Genomic DNA, 21,836 nt, shown 5'->3' with positions numbered 1-21,836 from the left:
GAAAAAATGAGTGAAATTAATTGGAAATTTACTACACCAGAAAGAGAAAATCTTACTTGGAATCAAACTTGGATGCAAGAAGATAAAGGTTTAATAAAAAACTATGAGATTGGTAGAAATTTAGCTATGAAGCAACCAGAATTAGCAGAAAAAGCCAAAAGAGGAGAGTTACCTACATTGAGTTATAAAGGAGGTTCTGATAAACAATTAAAATTAAAATCTAAGTATGGAGCATTAAACTATTTAGCTCAATGGCAAGCTTTACGTGGAGAAGATTTAAATATATATTTAGAAAAAGAAGTTGTTTTAACCTGTACTAAAACAGGTATTGAAGTAATTTTTACTATGGATTTAGAAAAACTTAAAAATTAAAATAATGAAATGGAAAAACAAATTGGATGATTTTATTAAACAATATGATGTTGGTGTAGATGATATTTTAGATTATTGGTATGAAGAAGGTTTAATAAATAGTCCAGAAAGAACAAAAAAGAAAGTTAGCAGCTTTAGTTGGGAGATAGTTGCCCAAGGCGTAACTAAAAAATACTCTACTGACTTAAAGAAACCAAATCTTGATATTGAAGATAAGTCGCATCTATTTTATAATAAAAAAGTAGTTGTAACAGGTGTGTTTGAAAACTTTGGAATGCGTAAAACTATAGCGCAAATGATTAAAGATGTAGGAGGAGATAATGATACTCATGTAACAAAAAAGACTGATTTTATTATTGCTGGGGAAGGAGCAGGGTGGAAAAAACTGGAACAAGCTAAAGATTTTGGAGTAAAGGTTTTAAGCGAACAAGAATTTATTGAATTATTTGAATAATGAAAATCACATTTAAACTTACCGAAAATAAAGAAGGGAATTTATCAAAAGATATTGAAAAAGTGCTAAAAAATGAGGTTTCAAAAAAAATAGATAAGCCGCAAACCTCTAATAACAAAGGAGAAAGTAGTTTTTAAAACGTCTCATATTCGGCTCAAAAAACCTAAAAATAATAAAATTAGCCAATTGTAATTAATTGAAAAACAGCGATGTAAGGAGTAATTGGGCAGGATATAAAGTCCAGTTCCCGCTACAAAGTAAGCCTCATTAACAAATTTGTTAATGAGGCTTTTTATTTGAATTCAATTTAAAGTTATTCAATCTTTATAGAATTATAAAAACTATTTAATATTGTTTTAAACTCATTAGGATTATGCAACCACGGTAAATGTCCACTCTTATTAATATATTTCACCTTAGCTGTTGGAAAACGATTAGTTACAAATTTTTTACTTTTCCTATAAATGTCGTTTTCTCCATACATAATTAAAATAGGATATTTAATGTGTATCTGTTTCTGTAAAAGAGGGTATTTTATTATTTCTTTTCTAGTTTTATTTATTGGCTTTGCTTTTACATTTTCTAAAGAAAAACCACTAATTTCTTTATTACTAGAATTAAAATCAACGTTATAGTTTTTAATAACTTGTTTAAATAGGTTTTGATAAGCTTTATCATTTCCCATTGCTCCAACAAAACTATTCCAGCCCATTTTAGACCATTGGCCAAAACTAGATTTAGATTTATTAAATTGCATTGCTTCTTTTTCAGTTTGTTTCCACTCAATATTTGTACCTGAGCCTGACGAACATAATACTAGGCTTAATAGGTTCTTTGGATATTTTTCTGAATAAATTTGCGCATACAAACCTCCCCAAGAATGCCCCAATAAATGAATTTTCGATAAACTAAAATGATTTTTTATAGTTTCTATGTCGCTTAAATATTTATCTATTGAATAATTATTACTCTTGTTTGGGGAAAGTTTAGTACCTCTTTGATGAAATGAAATTACTTGAAAACGTTTTGTTAAAAGTTTGGCAACAGCTAACAAATTGTCTGGTACACCTGGTCCACCATGTAATAAAATAACAGTTTCTTTACCTTTATTTGGATAAATTGTTGTGTATAACTTATCTCCGTTATTATCTAAAAGTAAATTCATTTTATGTGGTTTTTGGATTATTTTTAAATTGTTACTATGATTAGTTTTTAGCTTTTAGTTTTTTTGATAAATTAATTTTACCACCAAAACTTAATTGTAAAAATGGGGTTAGTCTATTTACTGAATAATTTGTTTTTGATTTATCTATTCCATTGTTCCAATCATAATTATTTAATGCATAATTGAATCCTAATTTAAGTCCAATACTAGTATTTTTACTGCTAAATTTTGTGAATGAAATACGGGGAGAAATACCAAGTTGCTCTGTATTAAAAGATTGTGTGCTAATGTCTTGGAAATTATAAAGGATGAGGCTTTTGTTTGTCATAGATAAACCAATACTAGGTTCAATAGCAAAATTAGTTGATCTTAATAAGTCGAAACCTAGAAATATTGTTGAGGTAAATTCACGATAATCTGATTTGTAGATTTCGTCATTTAATTTGTTTTTAGATGTATAAAATTCAGTTCCTATTAAAAAAAAACCAAGTTTATAACTACTACCAGCACCAATTTGAAACGGTGAGTAATTGGATGGTAAACTTGAATTAAAACTAGATTCTGAATTGTTAAATTGAACACCAAAATCTGCATACAATCTTAAATGTTTACTTTTTTGACTATATAGAGTAAGGCTTGTAAAAGCAAAAACTATAGCATAAATTTTTTTTATCATTTTTTTTATATTTATGAAGCAAAATTATTTTATTAGAATAAAGTTTGCATTAACAAATGATAAAATGATAAATTATTTGTAGAACTATTAGTTATACCTAGATATGTGGTAATTAAAGCATACGGAATTTGGTGTTCAAAAACATGATTTTTTTTCGAATGTTTTTAAGGTTTTCAGTTGCAGGAAGAGAGATTAAGTCAATTTCAAAATTTTCGTTCAGTAAATTTTCGAAATAGAATAAATTTAATACACAGTTTATCTTACTATCTTTCTACCAATAAATACTCAAGATATCTTAATGCAGTAACAACCATATTGTTTCTGTTTTTTGCATTCTGAGAATATTTATTTAGAGTTATTTTATCAACTTTTCTACCATTTACCATTATCCATTCTGGTTTTTTTAGCTCGTTCAAATTTACTAAAGGATTTTTCTTAGTCACAATAAAGTTAGCGAATTTACCTTTTTGTATAGATCCCATTTGCTCGAACTCTTTGTGTGTTTTAGTAGGATTTATAGTTGCGGTTTTAAGAGCATCATAATTACTTAAACCTGCTTCTTTATAAAATGAAAGTTCTTGGTGTATAGAAGCTCCAGGAACTGTAATTCCAATTCCGGAATCAGTACCACTTATAATATTTACGCCTTTTTCATTCATCTTTTTTAAGATATATAAATGAAATAAATGCTGTTTATAAATAGTTTCTGTAATAGAACTGTTATTTGTTTTTTCATTTGCCCATCTATTATATTGTACTTTACTGTCTACAGTTTTTATTAAAGGGTTCATGTAATTTATATCGCCATTATTTATAACTTCTTCTCCTTTATCTAACATTTCATAGATTTTATAAAAGCCTGTTATTGTTGGACAAAAAGATTTTTTTGAATCTACAAATTTCTGAATTATTTGGGGTAATTTTAAACTATCAATTTCGTAGTTAAGAGCTTGTTGAACAATTTCTTCGGCATGTTCTAAACTAGCAACCTGAGAATTAAATTGATCTAAATAAGGTATTTCTCTACTAGGATGAGCAATTATAGAAATACCAGATTTTTTAGATTGATTGATTATAGTTTTATAAATATCTTCATTTATGCCAGCGTAAATTTTAATAAAATCAAAACCTCTTTGTTTATAATCAATAACTAACTTTTTTGCTTCCTCTTTAGTTTCTATTTGTACTTTATCATCTCCGAAGTCATCTTTACTAGTAAGTTTTGGACTAGAAGTAAATAACATTGGCCCAATAATTTTATTTTTTTGTAATTTATCCTTCAACCTTAAATGCATAGAGTATCCCCAAAGATTTCTAATAGTAGTAACTCCATTTGCAAGGTATAATCCTAGTTCTTGTTTGTCCCATAAATGTGTATGCATATCTATTAATCCTGGTGATATAAATTGATTCTTTCCATCAATTATTTCAATATCATCCACTATAATTTTGCTCTCAATATTTTTAATAATACCATTGTGTACAAATATTGTTTTATTTGCCAAAACAGTATCTTTATGCATCGGTATCACATTAATATTCTTAATCAAATAAGTATTTACATTTAACTTAGAATTTTTTTAATTTTTAAGTAGGAAGTGTTTTTTGCATCAAGTGCAAGAAAAATGATTATTGTAAAAACGATTAATGAAAGCAAGCAAAAAAATATTTTTATACTCTTTTTAATATATTTCATAAATACTTTTTTAAACTACTCAGAATCTTTGTTATAAATAACTGGCATTTGACCTTTCCAATTATACCATAAAATATCATTATGAATTAAATTTACCATAAAATGAGCAACATTAATACGACTTATTTTACCTGCATTAAAAATGGCACTTCGAGTAGGAGAAGGGAATGTCTCATACTTGGTAACTATATCTTGGTTTATTAAACCATCTGGCCTTACAACAGACCAATTAATAAATTTATGATTTTGACCAATTTTTACTCTTAAATAATCTGCTGCTTTTTCATTATCTACATGTGGTGGTAACAGTAAACGGAGTATAGATATTACACATTTTTGAGCAAATGAAATAGGCTCGTTTAAGTCTCTATTGCTATTGCCAGACGTATTCATTAATACAAATTTAACTTGCTTTAAAGGCTTGTTTTCTATAATAGCATTGCATATTTTTTTACAGCATCTTTTACTAACATTCTTGGTTGGCCATAAACACCTTTCCAGGTTAAGTTATGACCTAAACAAGAAACAACAGCATCACAATCTTTTACTAGTAAATTTATTTCTTCTTTACTTAATTCTAAAATACTTGCAATAGTAATTCTAATATCACAATTGTAAATCCAATTTTCTGGGAGTTTACTTATAGACCTAACAACGATTTTAATTTTATGTCCCTTCTTTAAAAGCTGCTCTACTACATGCATTCCTGTTGCTCCGCTCGCTCCAACTACTAAAATTTTCATTACAAATTATTTTGATGATTAGTTACAATTAGCATTTACTTCTTGATAATCGGACAAACTTATAGTTGGTATATTCTGAGTATTAGAAATTTTAATACAAGTTAAATCTGGATTGTTCTGTGCGTATAAAAAGTTTAAATTTATAAGATTATCAATATTTAAAGAAGTTAAAAAGTTCGATGAGCAACTTAAGTAGGTTAAATTATTATTATACTCTAAACTTAAATCAGTAAGCTTATTATCTGCAATTTGTAATGTTTTTAGCTTTAAATTATTTGATAAATCTAAAGTTTCTAGTTTATTAGAAGTAATTAACAAGCCTTCTAAATTTGTTGCTAATGAAGCATCGAAACTTGTAATGTCGTTGTTGTCAATTAATAAACTTTTTAAACTTGGGTTTTCGATTGTAAATTCTGTTAAATAATTAAAAGATAAGCTTAAATAATCTAAATTAGTTGCGTTAGAAAAACCAGAAGTTGAGGTTAATAAATTAGCGTAAACATTAGCATAAACTAATTTTGTATTTAAAGAAACGTCTATAGTTTCTAAAGCATTACCAGCTAAATCGAGTGTATCCAGTAAAGTATTTCCGCTTAAATCGATTGATTCAATATTATTTCCAGCAGCGTGTAATCTCTTTAAATTGATAAATGCTTCTATTCCTGTTAAATTATCAATTTGAGAACTATTAAGTTCTAATTTTTCAACGAATTCTACATCTGAGTTTAATACTTTTCCGTTTAAAGTATTATCAGAATCTATTCCTGTTTCAATTAATATTTTTTCAAATTTATTATCTGGAATTAATACATAATCTATAGTTGGAATTTCATCTACTTTATCTTTTGTACATGAAGTAATTGATAATCCGATAATTATAAATGCGAAATAAATAAATCTTTTTTTCATTTTTTTTTTTTTTTGAGTTGTGAAATATGTTTACTTTATATTAATTTTTTTAAGATATTGTATATGAATTCTATCCATTTATTTTTTGGTATGCTATTTTCTTTATTTCTAGTAGTTATATTTTATCTAAAAACTTAAAAAGAAATTTTTAATGCTATATTTTAATTTTAAACCAAGGATTTAAAAATGAAGAAACCTGAGCTCTATATATCCATTTATCTCCACTAAGGATATATTCTTTGGTTGCTTCCCCCAAAACTAACCAGTCTCCGGTTTCTTCATTAAAGTTCCATATATTTATAGTTTCTGGTGCATTTGAAACCATTGAATCTTCTATTGTAAATTGCAGAGTAATAGAATTACCCTCTGCAAGATCAAAAATCTGTTCTTCTCTTTCTAAACTAACATATGCTAAACCAAATATCTCTTCGTTGTTTTCGTAGTTACCTGGTATTACGGTATTTAAAATTGGATTAGAAGGGAATATGTGATGAGTTATAGGGAATATTAATTCTGAAACAATACTACCATCCTCTTTTATAAAATGGCCGTCATAAATTAATAGACTAAAATGCCCAAGAAGATGAATTATTGTATCTCCAAAAGGATTTATAATACTTGTTGTTAGTTTATTAAGTAAAGATAATTCAATATTATTTTCTTCTTCTAATTCACTTAATAGTCTTAAGCCATTAATGTATCCTTCTTTTTTAACTTTTACTTTTGTTATGTCTGTAGATATTTCTAACTCATTCAAGTAGAAGTTTCCATTTACGTCTGAAAATACTTCAGTTTCTCCAATAACTATCGAAGCATTTTCAATAGGCATGTTATGTACATCTAAAATTTTCCCTTTAAAGTTAAATGTTTTGTTTTCAATGCTTTCTGTGTTTTCTGTAGTGCAGGAAGAATTGAATAGTGAGCATAAAATTACAATGGGGATTAATAACTTGTAAGTTTTCATATATTTAATTATGGTTCAAAATTATAATATCTATTAGTATCTCTAAAATTTAATTGACAAACGAGTGATTAGTAATTACAAAGAGGTTAAAAACGTATACAAACGCATTTTTTAAGTTTAATTTATAACCTATTTATAAAGTTTTCTGTTTCGTTTTGTTAGTTAAAGTGTTAGAATCGTTGTTTTTATGCACTTAAAATGATTAAGGATATTGCTCCTTTTATTATTTAGTAACCTTTTTTTACAAATATTACAGGTACTAATAATATTTTTTTAAAAAGAGATTAAAGTCTTTAAACAGGTAGAGAAATGCTACTATTTTTTGTTGTTTTGTTTTTCTAAAATTAAGTATTGTTCAGAAGTTTCCAATGATTTCAATTTACTAAACCATTCAATTATTTGTGGATATAAATCTGCAACTGTTTCTTTTTTATCAAGTTTTAAATAAAGAGAAACTAGATTTTTTTGGAACTTATCGTATACTTTAAAACCTCTTTTTTCTTTCATATAAGCTATATTTTTTTCCATCAATAACTCTAAATCTTCTTTTGGGCAATTGTCTATATATCTTAGTGCTACTAAACCCCAATTCATATACTCTTTAAATAGTTCAGAAGATCTGCCATAATAGCCTACACCATATTTGTTTGTAACTAGTAAATTTCTTTTTGAGTTGAGAGCTTTATTAATTTCTTTTAAATATTTATCTGCTTCTTTATTTAAATATCCATGGTTTAATTCTGAGAATATAATATCTCCTTTTACAATAAGCTCACTTTGCCTACTAACTTTAGTATTATTAACATGAGGTAAACCAATATGAATTTGTAATTCTTTAAAGTTGTTGTTGTCATACATTATTATTCCCTGCGTATTTCCTGTTAATGGTGATACAATAATATTATGATACTCATATTTTATATCAGGAAAATTTTCCTGTAACCATATTAACATGTTAGGAATGTCAATTTCACTTTTAATTTCTGTAACTACGCTTCTGTAATACTCTTTATTACTATTATAAAATTTTTTGAAGTTGGTTTTTACAGCAAAATCTTGTAACCCTTCTAAATATGGATAAAGATAATTAGGGTTTTTATCGTTATAAACGGCTCTATTATATTGATTACTCTTTGTAATTTTATTATTATATTCTAAATTATAAGTAATACCATTTGTTCGTAAAAAGTAATCATGTTTTTGATTAATAAATTTATTAAATCTCTCTACAATATCATGATCTCTATAACTTGAAAAATTACCTAACACAGATTTATAATACGCTGTATTTTTATTTACCCTTTCCTTATCTTCAATTCCTTTATTAGTTAAAGCAACAACAACATTAACAAGTTCATAGAGCTCAGGAACAGAAAAATCTATTCTTCCTTTTTTTGGATTGAAACTTGTTAGAATAATTTGCTTTTGGAATATATGGAATACCTAGTATTTGCTGACTAAATGTGTCTTTTGATACAACAATATCAAAATTTATTTTAGTCCCATTTTTCACATTAAACTTAATAGAATCTATATCTGAAACATACATAACGTTTACACTGTCATTATTCCTAAGGGTTATTTCATTCTCATCTGGGTTTAACGCCTTATTAAGATTCCAATTATATGATCTATTTTCATTACTAACTTTTACTTGAACAATTTTTTTATTAGACTTTAAGATAATTTTTTTGTTTTTATTACATGAAATAAAAAACATGATAAAAGCAATTCCCAATATATTCTTAGTTAATTTGTATTTCATTATTGTTCTATTTATTTGAATTTATTCTTTGAATAGCTTTCAGGAAGATGAATCATGAAATCTCTTGTTTTATACATTGTCTTAGATTCTAAGTTTAGAGTCTTTTTGTCTTGAAATGCAGCTGCATTGAGAGCTGTTAGTTTTAAAAGCAATAATTATAGTTTTAATTATATCTATCCTAAGTAAATGGTGTACCAATAACATGAAAAACCAAATCAAATACTATATGAGATACAATTGCAACTAAAAGACCTCTTTTCCAAAATATCCATCCAAAAGTAGATCCTGTAATTAAATTTCCAACCATAGTTACAGCTATTGAAAAAGGTGTTAATTCAACAAAATTCTTTGATAATGGAAGATGCATTAATCCAAAAACCATTGCTGAAATAATAATTCCTGCCCAAACCATTTTATTTGTTGGGATATCTGCATTTTTTATGAATTGTATAATCGCTATTATTAATGACATTAATCCTAATCGAAACATTATTTCTTCACTAATACCTGCCGAAAAAGCAACAAGCGCATAAAAAGGTTTTGATGGTCTAGACATTTTCCCAACTACAGGATATAATTCTTTCTGTAATTCAAATAAACCTAATAGAATTATAGCAACTACTATAGCTAAAATAACACTAGATAAAAGTGCCTTAAAATCAATTAATTTAGCAACTCGATGCTTTGAAAAACATCTAGCGATTATAGGTGTGCCAAGATTCGTTTTAGCAGAAACCCATAGCCCAATAAACACCAAAATTGCACCTAAAATAAAACTACTAACTCCAATAGTTATCACGTCATCGAAAACAGAATCACTTAAACGAACGTTGGGAGATCCTGCTTCAATATTTAATCGTTTTACCTCTCTACTAAAAGGAATGTTTATTAACGAACCTACTACAAAAAGTAATAACACACTTATAGCAGTTTGCCAACGATATCTTTTCTTTTCTGCTTTGTTTTGTGTGATTGATGGTGTAAATATATTTTTCATAAATATAATTTATTGTAGCCCTACTTAAGAGTATGAACTTCTTAAATTTGTTTTTTCCATTGCTATAATTTCGTCAATAAATTCATTCACATTTAATTCTTTCAATCCATCATACAGTTTTTTATTCTGATTTGCTTTTTCCGCTAATTGATATTTCATTTCTTGATATTTCAATCTAGCCCAATCATTTTTACGTAAAAAATCACGCATCAAAATGTGTCTTTGAAGAGGTTCGCAATTTTTAATACAAACATACAGATGATGTGTAATTGTGTCTAAAACACCATGAGATGATTCAGCATTTCTTTTAAAAACCTCTCGCATTTCAATTCCTTGATTTCCGTTATGATAATACCCTATTTTAATTAGTCCAGATTTAATTTTTTCAAATTCTGATTCGTTTTCGTAAATAATATCAATGTCTATAATTGCTTTAGAATCTAAATTAGGTATAGATGTACTTCCAACATGTTCAATCTGATATTCAATTCCATTTAAACCGTTTTCAATTTCAAGCTTCAAATGCATAAAATCTGAAATCCAATTTGGAGTATATTTTTTTATTAACATAGGTTTTGGTAAATGACGCAAAATTGTTCGTCAAAATTTTAAAATAGGAGTTTGCTTTATTTTTTAGAATTCCAAATTGGTAAAGAAATACTACTGTTTCCAGTAAAAGTTATTTTTAAAGGTATGTTAGCATCTTTTATATCTTCTACGTTTACATCCTTTCCAGAACCATAGTTGATTTGAGAATTGTTGTTTTTATTTACATTTACAACAATTACAATCTTGCTCCCTTTTTGTATTTTTTTACTAACCAATTTCGAGTTATCAAAAGAAATACTCGTTTTTTCATTTGGAATTAATAAATTTCTATGCTCTCTATCTTTAGCAAAACTAGCTCTACCAATATAATAACTTAAGTGAAAATATTTGTTTTCTGGAGTTAGTTGATAAACAGTAACAGAATAGTCTACATCTTTTTTATTGACAATAAATTCTAGGTCTCCTAGAAATGAACCGTTCATAATTACATCTTCTTGTAAGCCTTCAGATTTAAAAATTAATCCATCTTTTAAGTTGATGTTGTCTTTTTCTAAAGGCCAAGGATAATAATCAGTATTACTCATGCTTTTTCTATCTTTAAAGTCAATAATTAAATCAACCTTTGTAGTATTCGCTTTCGGTTTTAAAGAGAAAAAGTTATCTTTTTTGGTTGCGTTTAAATGAAACTTCAACGTGTCATTTGTCATGGCATTTAAACTAGGTTTATGCATCCACTTGTCTGTATCCATTACCTGAAAATTCACTTTGTCTTTTAAAATACTTGGTTTTTCTTTTCCTTTTAAAATGTAATCAAACCATTGATAAATAAGATCTTCATCAATATTTATCAAAGCAGATTTGTCTAATTTATAGTTTCTGAAATTTTCTAAAGGCTTTGTTTGCGCCGTCCAATGATCATAAGGCCCAACTACTAAATAATGGTTTGGATTTTTTGCATATTTATGATGCTCATTAAAATAATACATTGCTCCTCTTTGTGAGTCATCATAATAACCAGTAATTGTTAAAATTGGAATGTCAATTTTTGAAAACTCTTGTTTATACGGAATCATTTTTTTCCAAAAATTATCATAACTAGGATGCTGCATATAGGTATTCCACAGTTTATTTACTTTACCATCTAAACTATCTAGTTTGTTAAATGCAACTCCTGTTTTGTACCAAGTGTTTTTTAAAGTATTCCAACGATTATAATCATTTGAAGCTTTAAAATCTAAAAATTTATTATTGGTTACATAAAAATTCCAAGAATATGAATAATTATGTAGGATGTTATTTTCCATCGGATAATCAATTCCAGGAGCAACTGCCACCATTGGTACAATAGTTTTTAATGCAGGATGTACTTTGTGCTTCATCGAAGCCCATTGCGTAAATCCATTATAACTTCCGCCAACCATTGCTACTTTTTTATTAGACCAAGTTTGTTTACTTATCCAATCAATAACTTCATATACATCTGTATGTTCATATTCAAGAGGTTTTATTTCACTTTTACTCAATCTTTTTCCTCTTGTGTTAGCAATAACTCCAATATATCCTTTGGATGCTGCTAACATTGCAGAAGGCTCATTAGTTCCTGTATATATTGACGATGCTAATATTGCAGCTTTTTTTGTTGATAAAGTTCCTTTTCGTTTTACGACAACAACTGAAACTTCTGCACCATCTTTCATCGGAATTACAATACTGTCATTTATACTATATCTTCGTTTGTGGTCTTGTTCTATTTCCTCAAAGAAAATGTCTCTAGTTGCTGCATAAACTTTATTCAAAAAATATTTTTTGATTAAGTTTTGAGCAGTAGCATTAGAAATTTTGTTAGATTTAATATTATTATAAATATTTTTAAAATTAGAAATAAAATAATCCGTACCATCTCTAAGTATTAGTGTTTTATCTAAATTAATAACAAAGATATCATCCGATTTAATTAAGTAGTTTTTATAAGAATTTTTAAATGTTTTTATAAAATTCTTAGCTAATTTAGCTTCTACGTATTGCAGATACAGGTCTAAATAAACACGTTCTTCTTTTGGAGTATCTTTTATTCTTTTTTTATAGTACTTAATGCATCTGTGTAGTTTTCTTTAATTAACTGAAACTTAAATAAGTCTAATTCAGATAAATTTTGAGTATCACATAATGCGGCCAACTGTTGCATTTGATTTTCAAGTGCTACAGCATTTGATAAATCCACCTTTTTAAAGGGTAATTCTTGCCCAAAAGAATAAATACTATTAACTAAGAGTGCAAATAAAAATATTGATTTTTTCATTGTTTTTTTATTAAAAGTTGTTAGTAAACAATGTTATTTTTTATTCGGATTTGAATACTTTATTAACTCTTCATTGTACACAAAATCATCTTGAGTTTGCGTTAATTTAATAAAATTTTTAACTTTAGGAGCATATAACCAAACTTCATCCGTTCTTGCATTATAACCTCTAGAATTTGTAGTTTTACCTAAGTATTGAATAGTGTAAGCCATAAATGTACCAGCTCCTACAGTTTCTTCTTTAAAAGATAAAACTTCAGCTTCTTGACTTTGCTTTCCTGTTGTACCATCTTGACTTGTCCAGTTTTTCTCGTATTTCCACTTTTTGCCAACTTCTAAAGGCCATTTATATCTTGGTGTTTTACTTATTTCAGGCTTTACAAGGTCTGAAACAGGTACAGTATCTTTTCCAACTAAAATTGATAAAACACCATCAATACTAACTATTCTTCTAGCATCTTCTCCATTAGAACGAACTTCTCCTTTATCAGTTACCCCTTTGTATTTCCAAACCCAATTTTCTCCAACAGTGTAATCCTTTAATTTTGGCTGATTAGTTATCTTTTCATACTGTTTAAAGCAAGAGCTCATTATTAGTATTGTCAAGAAAAACAATACTTTTGAAAATGGTAATTTATTTTTAAAATGTGTCATAATATTTTTGTTTTTATTCATTTATAGTACAAAGAAATGAATTATAAGAGTAGCTTAAAAGAGAAAGTACAGCAACGTAGAAATACGCTTACAAACGTTAAAAAATTAAGTTTTGAAAGTAAAAATGATTGTACTTGTTTGAAAAACAGTTAGTTTAATTTATTTATCATTTTTAAGGCATTTTTATTATTCGAATCTAAATCAAAAGATTTTTTATAGCTTTTTAAAGCATTCACCTTATCATCTAAATTAAAATACACTTCTCCTAAACTATCAAAAGCATTAGATGACTTTGGGTAATTTTTCACATTTAATTTAAAGTACGTTAATGCTTTTTTTGGGTTATTCATTAAAAAACTATAGCCTAAAGAATTTATATCGTTTTCTGGAGGTAAAAAACTTCCATTATAATTGTCTTTATAATAAAGTTCTATTTCATTAATAGAACTACTATCCATATTTTTCATTTTTAACCCTTTGTAGATGAATTGCATTCCGTTGTACAAACTCATTAGTGCAACCGTCCAATGGTTTTCTTCTTTAAAATAGTCTAATGCAATATTTGATGGTGAAAACCCTTTGTTTTTTAAAGTTGTATTAAATTTTTCATGGCTATTAATGTTTGCAGTAAATACATGTGGAATTCTATCAAAGTTTTCAAATTTATCAGCAGTAGACAAGTAAAATCTTTTGTTTTTTATTTGATTCAAATCCGTTTTCTCCAATTGTTTTACTACTTGTTGATTGTCCCACCAAAAACTTGGATCCATAGAAACAAACCCATTAAATGTAGTCTCTTTTGATAAAAAAGCAGATCCTACAAGTAAACCACCATGTGAAATTCCTACTAAAGTTTTAAACCCATTAGTTCTATATTTTTTTCAACTTTAGGTAATAATTCTTGTTCAATAAATTGTAAAAATTTTGCGCTTCCTCCTGTAGTTTTATGATTTTCTATAGCACTAGATCCATTTAAATTGGTTAAATATTTTGTTGGTGTATAATCTCTGTTTCTATCCACATTTGTAATGGCAACAATAATCATTTCAGGAATTTGACGTCCTTGTGTCATATGGTTTAATATTCCTGAATGAGAGTGATAACTCATTTCACCATCTAATAAAACTAAAATAGGATACTTTGTTTCACCAGTTTTATAAGAACTTGGTAACTCTAGAATATAAGTACGTTCTTCATTTAAAACTTTGGACTTAATTTTATAGGTTTTTCCTATTGAATAAGAAGTTGCATTTTGCGAAACTACTGTGTATTGCAAGAACACCAAAAACACAATAAGCATTTTTGTAACATTATTTTTGTGAGTCATTTTTTTGAATTTAAAGGCTATTCCAGTTTTTAAACTTTATTGATTGTCTACTTGAAGCTTCCAACTTTTCGCCTGTTATTAATTTAATTTGAAGTTTATTGTTAAAATATGGGTGAATTTCTTTTATAAAGTGTGTATTTATGATTTGACTTCTGTTTATTCTAAAAAAAACAGTGGCATCTAATTTTTCTTCCAATAATTTTAAAGAACGTTTTATCATTGCTTTTTCACTACCAAAATATAAGCGAACATAATTGCCAATAGATTCAATAAAATAAATTTCTGATAAAGGAATAAAAAAACATTTCTCTCCATCTTTGATAAATATTTTTCGATGCATTGGTAAAACATCAACTTTTATTTCTTCTTTTTTAGCCAATTCTGCTTTTACTTTTTCTATTGTTTTAGAAAAACGTTCGTCTCTTAATGGTTTTACTAAATAATCTAAAGCGTTTAACTCAAAAGCTTTTACAGCATATTGATCGTAAGCTGTTGTAAAAACAACTTCTGGTACGGTTGTTAATTCTTCTAACAAATCAAAACCAGATTTTTCTGGCATATGAATGTCTAAAAAAAGAATATCTGGGTTTAGTTCGTCAATTAAAATTAAAGCAGCATCTACATTATTGGCTTCACCAACTATTTCAAACTCTGGGTAATTTTTTAATGCACGTTTTACTTCTTCTCTTGCCAAACGTTCATCATCAATAATGATGGTTTTAAATGTTTTCATCAGCTGTAAATGGTATTGTTATTTTTGCTTCAACTTCATTAGTATTTAACGCTACTAAACTAAAAGTTGCTTTGTTTTTATATTGAATAGCTAATCGTTCTTGTAAATTTTTTATGCCTAATCCTGTTGTTTTTTTACTCTTTATCTTTCCTGGATTTACAACTATAATTTCTACAAGATTGTGTTCTTTTTTAATAGTAAGGTTAATAATTCCTCCTTTAACAATTAAATCGATTCCGTGTTTAATGGCATTTTCAACCAATAACTGAATACTTAAAGTTGGAATTTTGAATTTGTTCAACGTTTTATCAATCGATATATCTAATTGTAAACGCTCTTCGAAACGCATTTTTTCTAATTCGATATAATCTTTTACTAAAGATAATTCTTCTTTAATAGAGATGAAATCTTTGTCTTTTTCGTATAAAGATGACCGTAATAAATCAGACAGTAAATCGATAGATCTCCTTGCTGTATATGGATTTTCAATTACTAAAGATTTAATTGAGTTTAAGGAGTTAAATAAAAAATGTGGATTTAATTGTGCTGATAAATTATCTAATTGTGCTTGTTTTGCTATGATAGTTAATTGAGCATTTTCTTTTGCTGTAACTACTTCTTTCTGATAATAATGATATAAATGATATGCCAATATCCAAATAGACATTAAACGCAAGCCTGTAATAAATATCGGATCCCAAAAGACTAGAGATTCTAGAATATTTTTATCTTCACCAATAAGTATTGTCCAGAAGAAATGCCATTTTAAATTATTAATAAGAGTGTATAAAACAGCAAAAATAATTATTATAGGAACAATACGAATTAAAAGTTTTTTAATTGATAATTGTTTCCAACCTGCCTTTAAAGCAAGTTCTCTATACATGTGCGTTAGAAATATTCCTATGGATGCATCCAAAACATAATTTAAAATTGTATACCATACACCATAATTATCTCTCGTATATACTGTGTACGCCCAATAAATAGAAACTAAGCTCCAGCCAGAAAGTTGACATTTCCAATATAGTGGAAAAGTACTTTTTTTATTTTGTTTGTTAATTTGTGTATTCATAATTTGATACAAAGCAACAAAATACTATTTAAATAGGAAAGCAAGAGTACATTAGCGTCGTATTTTAAGGATGAACGAATAAAAGAAAAAGCCCATTTTTATAAAAAATGGGCTTTAAAGATAGGTATTTGTACTCAAATATTAATTACAATTAATATTTGTTTCTTGGTAATCTGATAAACTTAAAGTTAAAATTTCCTGATCTTCAGCAATTTTTATACATGTTAAAGTTGGGTTTCTGTCAACTCTTAAGTCTACTAGTTTGTTAAGTTTACTTACATCAAAGCTTGTAAATAAATTACTTGAACAATAAATGTATTCTAAATTAACATTGTTATCTAAATTTATTGTTTTTACTTTATTATCTGAAAAAATTAAGGTTTCAAGTAAAGGGTTATTACTAAAGTCTAAAGCTTCTAGCTTGTTTATGTGCAATAATACTCCAGTTAATTTTGGGCATTGGTTTGCATTAAAAGATGTTAACTCGTTATGACTCATTAATATATTTTCTATACTTGGGTTTTTTATTGTAAATTCTGTAAATAGATTACCACTTAAACTTAACCACTTTAAGTTTAATGCATTATTTAAACCTTTAATAGAGGTTAAGTTATTAAACCCTAAATGAATAGTGTCTAACAATACATTATTACTTAAATCTATAGATGTTAATTTATTTGCCTCGGCATTTAGATTTTTTAAATTCACAAATGCTTCAATACCTTTTAAAGTAGTTATATCTGCACGATAAAGAGATAGTTTTGTAACTTTTTCAGCATCGGTTTTTAATAATTTTTGATTGATTTCTCCATCTGAATCTATACCAACTCTAATTAATTCTTTTTCGAATTCAATATCTGGTATTTCTACAAAATCGTTTACAGGTTCTGGTATTTCAATTTCAGTATCTTTTGAGCAAGAAGCAAATACAAAAATTCCAAAGGCTATAAATAAAACAGTGTTTTTCATTTTCGTTTTTAATTGTATTGATATTCATAAATAACTGCTGGAGCACCAACATGACTTTCTTCCATTTTTAAAGGATAATTCTGTGAATCGTATTCATAGGTTCTTTTTAATAAATCTTTATAGCAATTTGTACACTCTAAATCTTCTAATAAAACAGGATTGTTCTTTAAATAAGGGAATTTAGATTGATTGAATCTGAAAAAATTATCAATTCCATAAAACGCAGATTTAGAAAAATAATCAATAAAACGCTCTAAATAACTTGATTTAAATTGACCATAAAACGGATTAGGATTTGAATCATAAGAAACTTTATAATCTTTTAACAATGTGTTATCATTATCGTAATCTCTTGCTTTTATTAAATTTCCATTAGTATCATACTCAAAAGTAGAATAGTTATCACTTCTAATAATTCTTGTTACTAGGTTATTAGTAGTTTCTATAGTTATTGTAGTATTTGGTTTTTTATTAATTAAACCTGAAACAGTAATTGTATTACCACTATAGGTTAACTCGTAATCGTGTAAATAAGAATTTGTTGTTTTATATGAAACTAACCTATTTAACTCATCATACTTTAAAGTATACTTTAAACTTTCGTTTTCATTGGTTACTGAACTTAAATTGTTGTTGCATGGATAATTGAAAATTCGATACTCATCATAATCAAAAGTATATTCTTTAGATTCTGCTAATAAATTATAAGAATTATAAGTATATTCATAATTACGAATTGTTGGTAAATTACCAGGATGCGTATTTGTTAATTTTGTTAATAATCGATCAATTTCAATTGTATAGTTATCTCCAATACAAGTTTCTTCTTCGATAATTGGATCGTTTTCTGTACATGAAATAAATAATACAGATGCTATGAACATAGCTTTAATAGATAAATTTAGTTTTTTCATTTTTTTTAATTATTTTTTTTCGTTTAATTCTAAAGCTTGTTTTAAATAATACGTAATCGTTTTTTTATCTAATTCTTTTATGGCTAAAACCCGAATCGCTTTTCCTTTTCCTGTAAGAAATCCTAATTCATCTTTCATTTTTGCGCCTTTTAAAAATCCAAAATCAACACCATAAGACATTGTTCTTAAATGGCAAATCCCGCCATTTTTATTTGAATAAGTTGTAATTCGTTCTTTTTTTGTTTCTACTATCCCATCGAAAGACAAAAGAAATTCTCGTGCTTTTAAAAAAAGAGCTTTGTGTATGGATTGTAAGTCTTTATCGTATTGCATTAATTCTAAATTTTAAAAATTCTAGTTATTTCTAAAAAAACTCTTGATGAGAAATTTTACTCACAATTTTCCAGCCTTTTTTTGTTTTTAGCATATTCATATAATCTATATATTTATAGGTTTTATATTCTGTAGAGAGTTTTACATTTGCGGTAGTTTCAGAAATATTTATGTAATAAATTTTAGTTTTAAATGACCTAGTCTTCGTGTTTTTGAAATACGTGAAAAACGTTTGAATAGGTATTTTTGTGTAAGCGCCTTTTTTATTGATGAACTTTAAAGTAGCATCAGAATGAAATGCTTTCTTAAGTAGATCTGGATTATCCGTTTTAGAGCCTTCAAAATAATAACTTAATATTCTTTCAATTTGTGCTTTATCGGTTTCTATCTTTTCAATTTTATTTAAGGTTCCGTCTTCATTAAAATATTTCCATTCACCTATGTCTTCACCTTTTTCTTTTTTACCAACTTTTTTTAAGATAGAATTTTTATAAAAGTATTTCCATTTGCCAGTTTGTTTTCCATTTTTATATTTTCCGATAGCTCTTAAAGCACTATTTTCGTAAAAGTATTTCCACAAGCCTTTATCTTTTCCTTTTTTGTATTTTCCAATAATTCTTAAAACACCATTATCGTAATAATATTTCCATTCCTCATTTAGTTTTCCTTCTAAATAATTACCTGTTTTACTTATCTTACCATTCTCAAAATAGTATTTCCATTCTCCAGTTTTTAAATTATTCTTCTTAACTCCAAATACTTTTAAAGCGCCATTTTTATAATATTCTTTATATTCTTGGGCTTTACTTGATAATACGAGTAGGGTTAATGCAATAAATAATATGTTTTTTTCATTTTTTTAGGTGAATTATTATTGTGAAATTGTTGTTGTTTTACCAATTATATTTAATCCCAAATTTGAGGTCTGTTAATTCCTATTGTTCTTAAGTAGTCTAACAATTGCCCTGTATGAACAGCTTCGTGGTAAGCAATTCTGTTTAAGTAATCACCAAGTATTTTATTCTGCCCAACTTCTTTTCTTTCAATTTTTATGTTTTTTAAATCAGATTCGTTTAAATCATTTATCATATTTAGAAACTCTGCTCTATATTTTTTAGAAAATGTTATTTCATTTTCCAAATCTGTATATGTTAACTCTTTCCAAGGCGATTGATAATCTCCCAAATCTCCTCGATTTTCTATTATCTGATGAAAAAGATGCTCGCCTTCTAAAATGTGTCTTATCATTTCTATAATAGTAAAGGCATTTTCGTCTGGTTTCCAATTCAAATATTCATTAGGAATTCCGTTCCATAATTTTAAGCTTCGTCTTCTTATTTCATGAAAATTTAATAAGATTATTTTTATTGAATTCATTATTTTTTTGTTTTTATACTACAATCCTAAACGATCCATTGCTTCTTTTTCGTAACGACTATCTTCTGCCGGATAACGTAAAATGGAATCGTATTTTTTTGTTTGTTTAGCTAATGCCCACAAAAGACTTTCTCCAGCAGGAACTGTATTCGAAACTTTATTATAAATAGCATCTTTATATGCTTTTTTTGCATCAACAATTTCCCAACCATTCTTTTTAAAACGATTTATTAAATCATCTATAAATAGGGCAGATGTTAAGTTATGATGTAATAATATATTGTGATGAATTTGTCGTCCCGTTAATTTTTTCCCAAGCGAATTGTAATATTCTGCACGATTAAAAAGATGGTCTAAATAATAATCTCTAAAACCAGAAATGTCTGCTTTATTATTTTCTTTTAATCGTTTTATAAGTCTTTGGTTTATGTACCAGTCAGATGCATCAATTGTTACATGACCTATTTTATAGTTTTGTTCTTTTAAAAAATTTCTAAAATCATCTCTTTTCTCAATTGTATTCCCTTCTTTCAAATACGGAAATCTGAATAATTTTGTATAATTAGAATAGGTGTTAATTAATGAATCGTTCTTTAATAATTCTTGTTTAAATTTATTTAAACTTACTTTTTTACTATTAAAATAAAGATGTGAATACGTATGATTTGCAATTAAATGCCCAGAATTATCCCAACTTTTAATAATAGATTTTCCTTCTTCATTGTCTAAGTTTTTTCCTTTTACAAATAAAACAGTTTTTACATTTTCTGCTGCTAACTTGTTTAACAATAATTGGTTCCAATTAGAGTTTTCATAACCAGGAAAATCTTGTGTAGAACCGTCATCAAAAGAAAAGGAAATTTTTGGTTTTTCTATTTGAGAATTAGTTTTACAGCTAAAAAGAGTAACTAAAGCAATTAGAGAAAAGAGTAATTTTAAATGCCTCATTACAATTATTTCTGTGCTTTTTTTATAATTTCTACAATGTATCTATTATCAAAACTATTCTGTACATGTTTAGATTCGCTAAGTAAAATTGTTTGTAAAGAAGATGGGAAAATTTCACGACAGCGATGTATCATTTTTTCTCCAGGAAACATTAAATCGTTTTTTGCGGCAAATATTGTTATTGGTGTTTTTATTAATTTTGCAGCAGCAGTTTTAATAACAGGAACAGGAGTAAAATCCATTTTAAAATGTAAAAAAACTTTAGATAAAAACTGTAAAGCAAAATCGTCTTGTTTAGTAAATACTTCTTTTAAAAAGCATTCTACATATTTTGTTTTTTTTGTTTTCATGTAAAATTTCATGGGTATAAAAACTTTAAATAAAGCTTTTAATGGATTTCCATTTACAATGTAAGCAGGTGCAGATAAAAAAACTTCTTTTATGTTTTTTTCTTTGTATTCAAGCGTTTTTAAAATAATTAAGCCGCCAAATGAGAAGCCAGCAAGCGTAACGTTTTTAAGTTTTAGAGCATCTATTACTTCATGCATCCATTTACCATAATCATCATTTTTCATAGACATTCTTGTATCAGCACTTTTATTGGGTTGTGCTAAAACATCAATGGCAAAAATTTGAAAATCATTTTCTAAACCCTTATAAGTTTCTAAAGCAATTGGTGCACAACCATTAGAACCATGTACTAATATAATTGGCGGTTTTGATGCATTACCTGTAATTATAAGATTTGTTACACCAAAGGAAGTGTCTATTAACTTGTATTTATAGTTAATGTTTAATTCTTCTATTTTTTGATTGTAAAGACCTAATATTTCTTTTTTTCCTTTTTCAGATGTATACATAAATTCAATTTTACTAACCTCACATTTTTGTGAATATCTCTTACTTTTATGCACAAA

Annotated in this window: 28 protein-coding genes and 1 pseudogene; 3 read left to right on the top strand and 26 right to left on the bottom strand. The window is 26.9% G+C overall.

The genetic code is table 11. From position 1 onward, the window contains the following. Positions 1 to 6: 6 nt before the first annotated feature. The 3 genes from N5A56_RS04600 to N5A56_RS04590 are packed head-to-tail and all read left to right on the top strand — an operon-like array spanning position 7 to position 963. Positions 7 to 372: a hypothetical protein gene (locus N5A56_RS04600; RefSeq protein ID WP_265726174.1), complete on the top strand. Its 366-nt coding sequence runs from the start codon at positions 7 to 9 to the stop codon at positions 370 to 372. Between the two features lie 4 nt (positions 373 to 376). Then, the gene (locus tag N5A56_RS04595) at positions 377 to 826 is read left to right on the top strand and encodes a BRCT domain-containing protein (RefSeq protein ID WP_265726175.1); all 450 of its coding nucleotides are present in this window, start codon (positions 377 to 379) and stop codon (positions 824 to 826) included. Further along, complete coding sequence (locus N5A56_RS04590) at positions 826 to 963, top strand: hypothetical protein (protein WP_265726176.1); 138 nt, start codon at positions 826 to 828, stop codon at positions 961 to 963. Before N5A56_RS04595 ends, N5A56_RS04590 begins: the two co-directional genes overlap by 1 nt. 176 nt (positions 964 to 1,139) lie before the next feature. Here the strand turns inward: N5A56_RS04590 and N5A56_RS04585 are convergent, their stop codons facing one another. The 26 genes and pseudogenes from N5A56_RS04585 to N5A56_RS04465 all read right to left on the bottom strand — a co-directional run bounded on the left by N5A56_RS04585 (position 1,140) and on the right by N5A56_RS04465 (position 21,779). Then, a complete protein-coding gene (locus N5A56_RS04585; protein WP_265726177.1) occupies positions 1,140 to 1,991 on the bottom strand; it encodes an alpha/beta fold hydrolase in 852 nt (283 codons plus the stop codon). Between the two features lie 40 nt (positions 1,992 to 2,031). After that, on the bottom strand, positions 2,032 to 2,667 hold the full coding sequence (locus N5A56_RS04580) for a hypothetical protein (RefSeq protein ID WP_265726178.1): 636 nt from the start codon (positions 2,665 to 2,667) through the stop codon (positions 2,032 to 2,034). Between the two features lie 263 nt (positions 2,668 to 2,930). After that, positions 2,931 to 4,190 carry an amidohydrolase family protein gene (locus tag N5A56_RS04575; protein ID WP_274270216.1) on the bottom strand — a complete coding sequence of 420 codons (1,260 nt, stop codon included), beginning with the start codon at positions 4,188 to 4,190 and terminating at the stop codon, positions 2,931 to 2,933. 188 nt (positions 4,191 to 4,378) lie between these two features. Then, positions 4,379 to 4,756 (bottom strand): NAD(P)H-binding protein, encoded by a 378-nt coding sequence (locus tag N5A56_RS04570; protein ID WP_274270215.1) that lies wholly within the window; start codon positions 4,754 to 4,756, stop codon positions 4,379 to 4,381. Positions 4,757 to 4,791: 35 nt separating this feature from the next. Further along, complete coding sequence (locus N5A56_RS04565; RefSeq protein ID WP_274270214.1) at positions 4,792 to 5,106, bottom strand: NAD(P)H-binding protein; 315 nt, start codon at positions 5,104 to 5,106, stop codon at positions 4,792 to 4,794. 18 nt (positions 5,107 to 5,124) lie between these two features. Continuing rightward, positions 5,125 to 6,015 (bottom strand): leucine-rich repeat domain-containing protein, encoded by an 891-nt coding sequence (locus N5A56_RS04560; RefSeq protein ID WP_265726181.1) that lies wholly within the window; start codon positions 6,013 to 6,015, stop codon positions 5,125 to 5,127. A gap of 154 nt (positions 6,016 to 6,169) precedes the next feature. Then, on the bottom strand, positions 6,170 to 6,979 hold the full coding sequence (locus N5A56_RS04555; RefSeq protein WP_265726182.1) for a hypothetical protein: 810 nt from the start codon (positions 6,977 to 6,979) through the stop codon (positions 6,170 to 6,172). A gap of 315 nt (positions 6,980 to 7,294) precedes the next feature. Next, positions 7,295 to 8,248, bottom strand: coding sequence for a hypothetical protein (locus N5A56_RS04550; RefSeq protein ID WP_476445304.1), 954 nt, complete (start codon positions 8,246 to 8,248; stop codon positions 7,295 to 7,297). Between the two features lie 94 nt (positions 8,249 to 8,342). Further along, on the bottom strand, positions 8,343 to 8,744 hold the full coding sequence (locus N5A56_RS04545) for a hypothetical protein (RefSeq protein ID WP_265726183.1): 402 nt from the start codon (positions 8,742 to 8,744) through the stop codon (positions 8,343 to 8,345). Positions 8,745 to 8,922: 178 nt separating this feature from the next. Continuing rightward, positions 8,923 to 9,741: a CPBP family intramembrane glutamic endopeptidase gene (locus tag N5A56_RS04540; protein ID WP_265726184.1), complete on the bottom strand. Its 819-nt coding sequence runs from the start codon at positions 9,739 to 9,741 to the stop codon at positions 8,923 to 8,925. A 24-nt stretch (positions 9,742 to 9,765) separates the two neighbouring features. Next, positions 9,766 to 10,311: a GrpB family protein gene (locus N5A56_RS04535; protein ID WP_265726185.1), complete on the bottom strand. Its 546-nt coding sequence runs from the start codon at positions 10,309 to 10,311 to the stop codon at positions 9,766 to 9,768. A 56-nt stretch (positions 10,312 to 10,367) separates the two neighbouring features. Beyond that, positions 10,368 to 12,086, bottom strand: a complete 1,719-nt coding sequence (locus tag N5A56_RS04530; protein ID WP_265726186.1) for a CocE/NonD family hydrolase — start codon at positions 12,084 to 12,086, stop codon at positions 10,368 to 10,370. 272 nt (positions 12,087 to 12,358) lie between these two features. Beyond that, positions 12,359 to 12,589, bottom strand: coding sequence for a hypothetical protein (locus tag N5A56_RS04525; RefSeq protein ID WP_265726187.1), 231 nt, complete (start codon positions 12,587 to 12,589; stop codon positions 12,359 to 12,361). Positions 12,590 to 12,622: 33 nt separating this feature from the next. Continuing rightward, on the bottom strand, positions 12,623 to 13,243 hold the full coding sequence (locus N5A56_RS04520; RefSeq protein WP_265726188.1) for a hypothetical protein: 621 nt from the start codon (positions 13,241 to 13,243) through the stop codon (positions 12,623 to 12,625). Between the two features lie 149 nt (positions 13,244 to 13,392). After that, a complete protein-coding gene (locus tag N5A56_RS04515; RefSeq protein WP_265726189.1) occupies positions 13,393 to 14,013 on the bottom strand; it encodes a tetratricopeptide repeat protein in 621 nt (206 codons plus the stop codon). A 77-nt stretch (positions 14,014 to 14,090) separates the two neighbouring features. Continuing rightward, on the bottom strand, positions 14,091 to 14,570 hold the full coding sequence (locus tag N5A56_RS04510; RefSeq protein WP_265726190.1) for an alpha/beta hydrolase: 480 nt from the start codon (positions 14,568 to 14,570) through the stop codon (positions 14,091 to 14,093). Positions 14,571 to 14,580: 10 nt separating this feature from the next. Continuing rightward, positions 14,581 to 15,303, bottom strand: coding sequence for a LytR/AlgR family response regulator transcription factor (locus N5A56_RS04505; protein ID WP_265726191.1), 723 nt, complete (start codon positions 15,301 to 15,303; stop codon positions 14,581 to 14,583). Further along, the gene (locus N5A56_RS04500; protein ID WP_265726192.1) at positions 15,290 to 16,378 is read right to left on the bottom strand and encodes a sensor histidine kinase; all 1,089 of its coding nucleotides are present in this window, start codon (positions 16,376 to 16,378) and stop codon (positions 15,290 to 15,292) included. The genes N5A56_RS04505 and N5A56_RS04500 overlap by 14 nt, the downstream gene beginning before the upstream one ends. Before the next feature lie 141 nt (positions 16,379 to 16,519). After that, positions 16,520 to 17,347 carry a leucine-rich repeat domain-containing protein gene (locus N5A56_RS04495; protein ID WP_265726193.1) on the bottom strand — a complete coding sequence of 276 codons (828 nt, stop codon included), beginning with the start codon at positions 17,345 to 17,347 and terminating at the stop codon, positions 16,520 to 16,522. 8 nt (positions 17,348 to 17,355) lie between these two features. Then, the gene (locus N5A56_RS04490; protein WP_265726194.1) at positions 17,356 to 18,261 is read right to left on the bottom strand and encodes a hypothetical protein; all 906 of its coding nucleotides are present in this window, start codon (positions 18,259 to 18,261) and stop codon (positions 17,356 to 17,358) included. A 9-nt stretch (positions 18,262 to 18,270) separates the two neighbouring features. Next, positions 18,271 to 18,594 carry a hypothetical protein gene (locus N5A56_RS04485; protein ID WP_265726195.1) on the bottom strand — a complete coding sequence of 108 codons (324 nt, stop codon included), beginning with the start codon at positions 18,592 to 18,594 and terminating at the stop codon, positions 18,271 to 18,273. 31 nt (positions 18,595 to 18,625) lie between these two features. Continuing rightward, on the bottom strand, positions 18,626 to 19,174 hold the full coding sequence (locus N5A56_RS04480; RefSeq protein ID WP_274270213.1) for a nuclear transport factor 2 family protein: 549 nt from the start codon (positions 19,172 to 19,174) through the stop codon (positions 18,626 to 18,628). 15 nt (positions 19,175 to 19,189) lie between these two features. Next, positions 19,190 to 19,429 (bottom strand): annotated as a pseudogene (locus tag N5A56_RS17690) (toxin-antitoxin system YwqK family antitoxin); the annotation flags it as partial. 71 nt (positions 19,430 to 19,500) lie between these two features. Beyond that, positions 19,501 to 19,971 (bottom strand): DinB family protein, encoded by a 471-nt coding sequence (locus tag N5A56_RS04475; protein ID WP_265726197.1) that lies wholly within the window; start codon positions 19,969 to 19,971, stop codon positions 19,501 to 19,503. A gap of 18 nt (positions 19,972 to 19,989) precedes the next feature. After that, entirely contained in the window at positions 19,990 to 20,919 is a 930-nt protein-coding gene (locus N5A56_RS04470; RefSeq protein ID WP_265726198.1) for a polysaccharide deacetylase family protein, read from the bottom strand. A 5-nt stretch (positions 20,920 to 20,924) separates the two neighbouring features. Further along, the gene (locus tag N5A56_RS04465; RefSeq protein ID WP_265726199.1) at positions 20,925 to 21,779 is read right to left on the bottom strand and encodes an alpha/beta hydrolase; all 855 of its coding nucleotides are present in this window, start codon (positions 21,777 to 21,779) and stop codon (positions 20,925 to 20,927) included. Positions 21,780 to 21,836: the final 57 nt, after the last annotated feature.

This window comes from Polaribacter ponticola (assembly GCF_026191475.2).
Taxonomy (GTDB): domain Bacteria; phylum Bacteroidota; class Bacteroidia; order Flavobacteriales; family Flavobacteriaceae; genus Polaribacter; species Polaribacter ponticola.
Note: the sequence above shows the minus strand (reverse complement) of the source record. Positions and strands in the feature narration are given on the sequence as shown.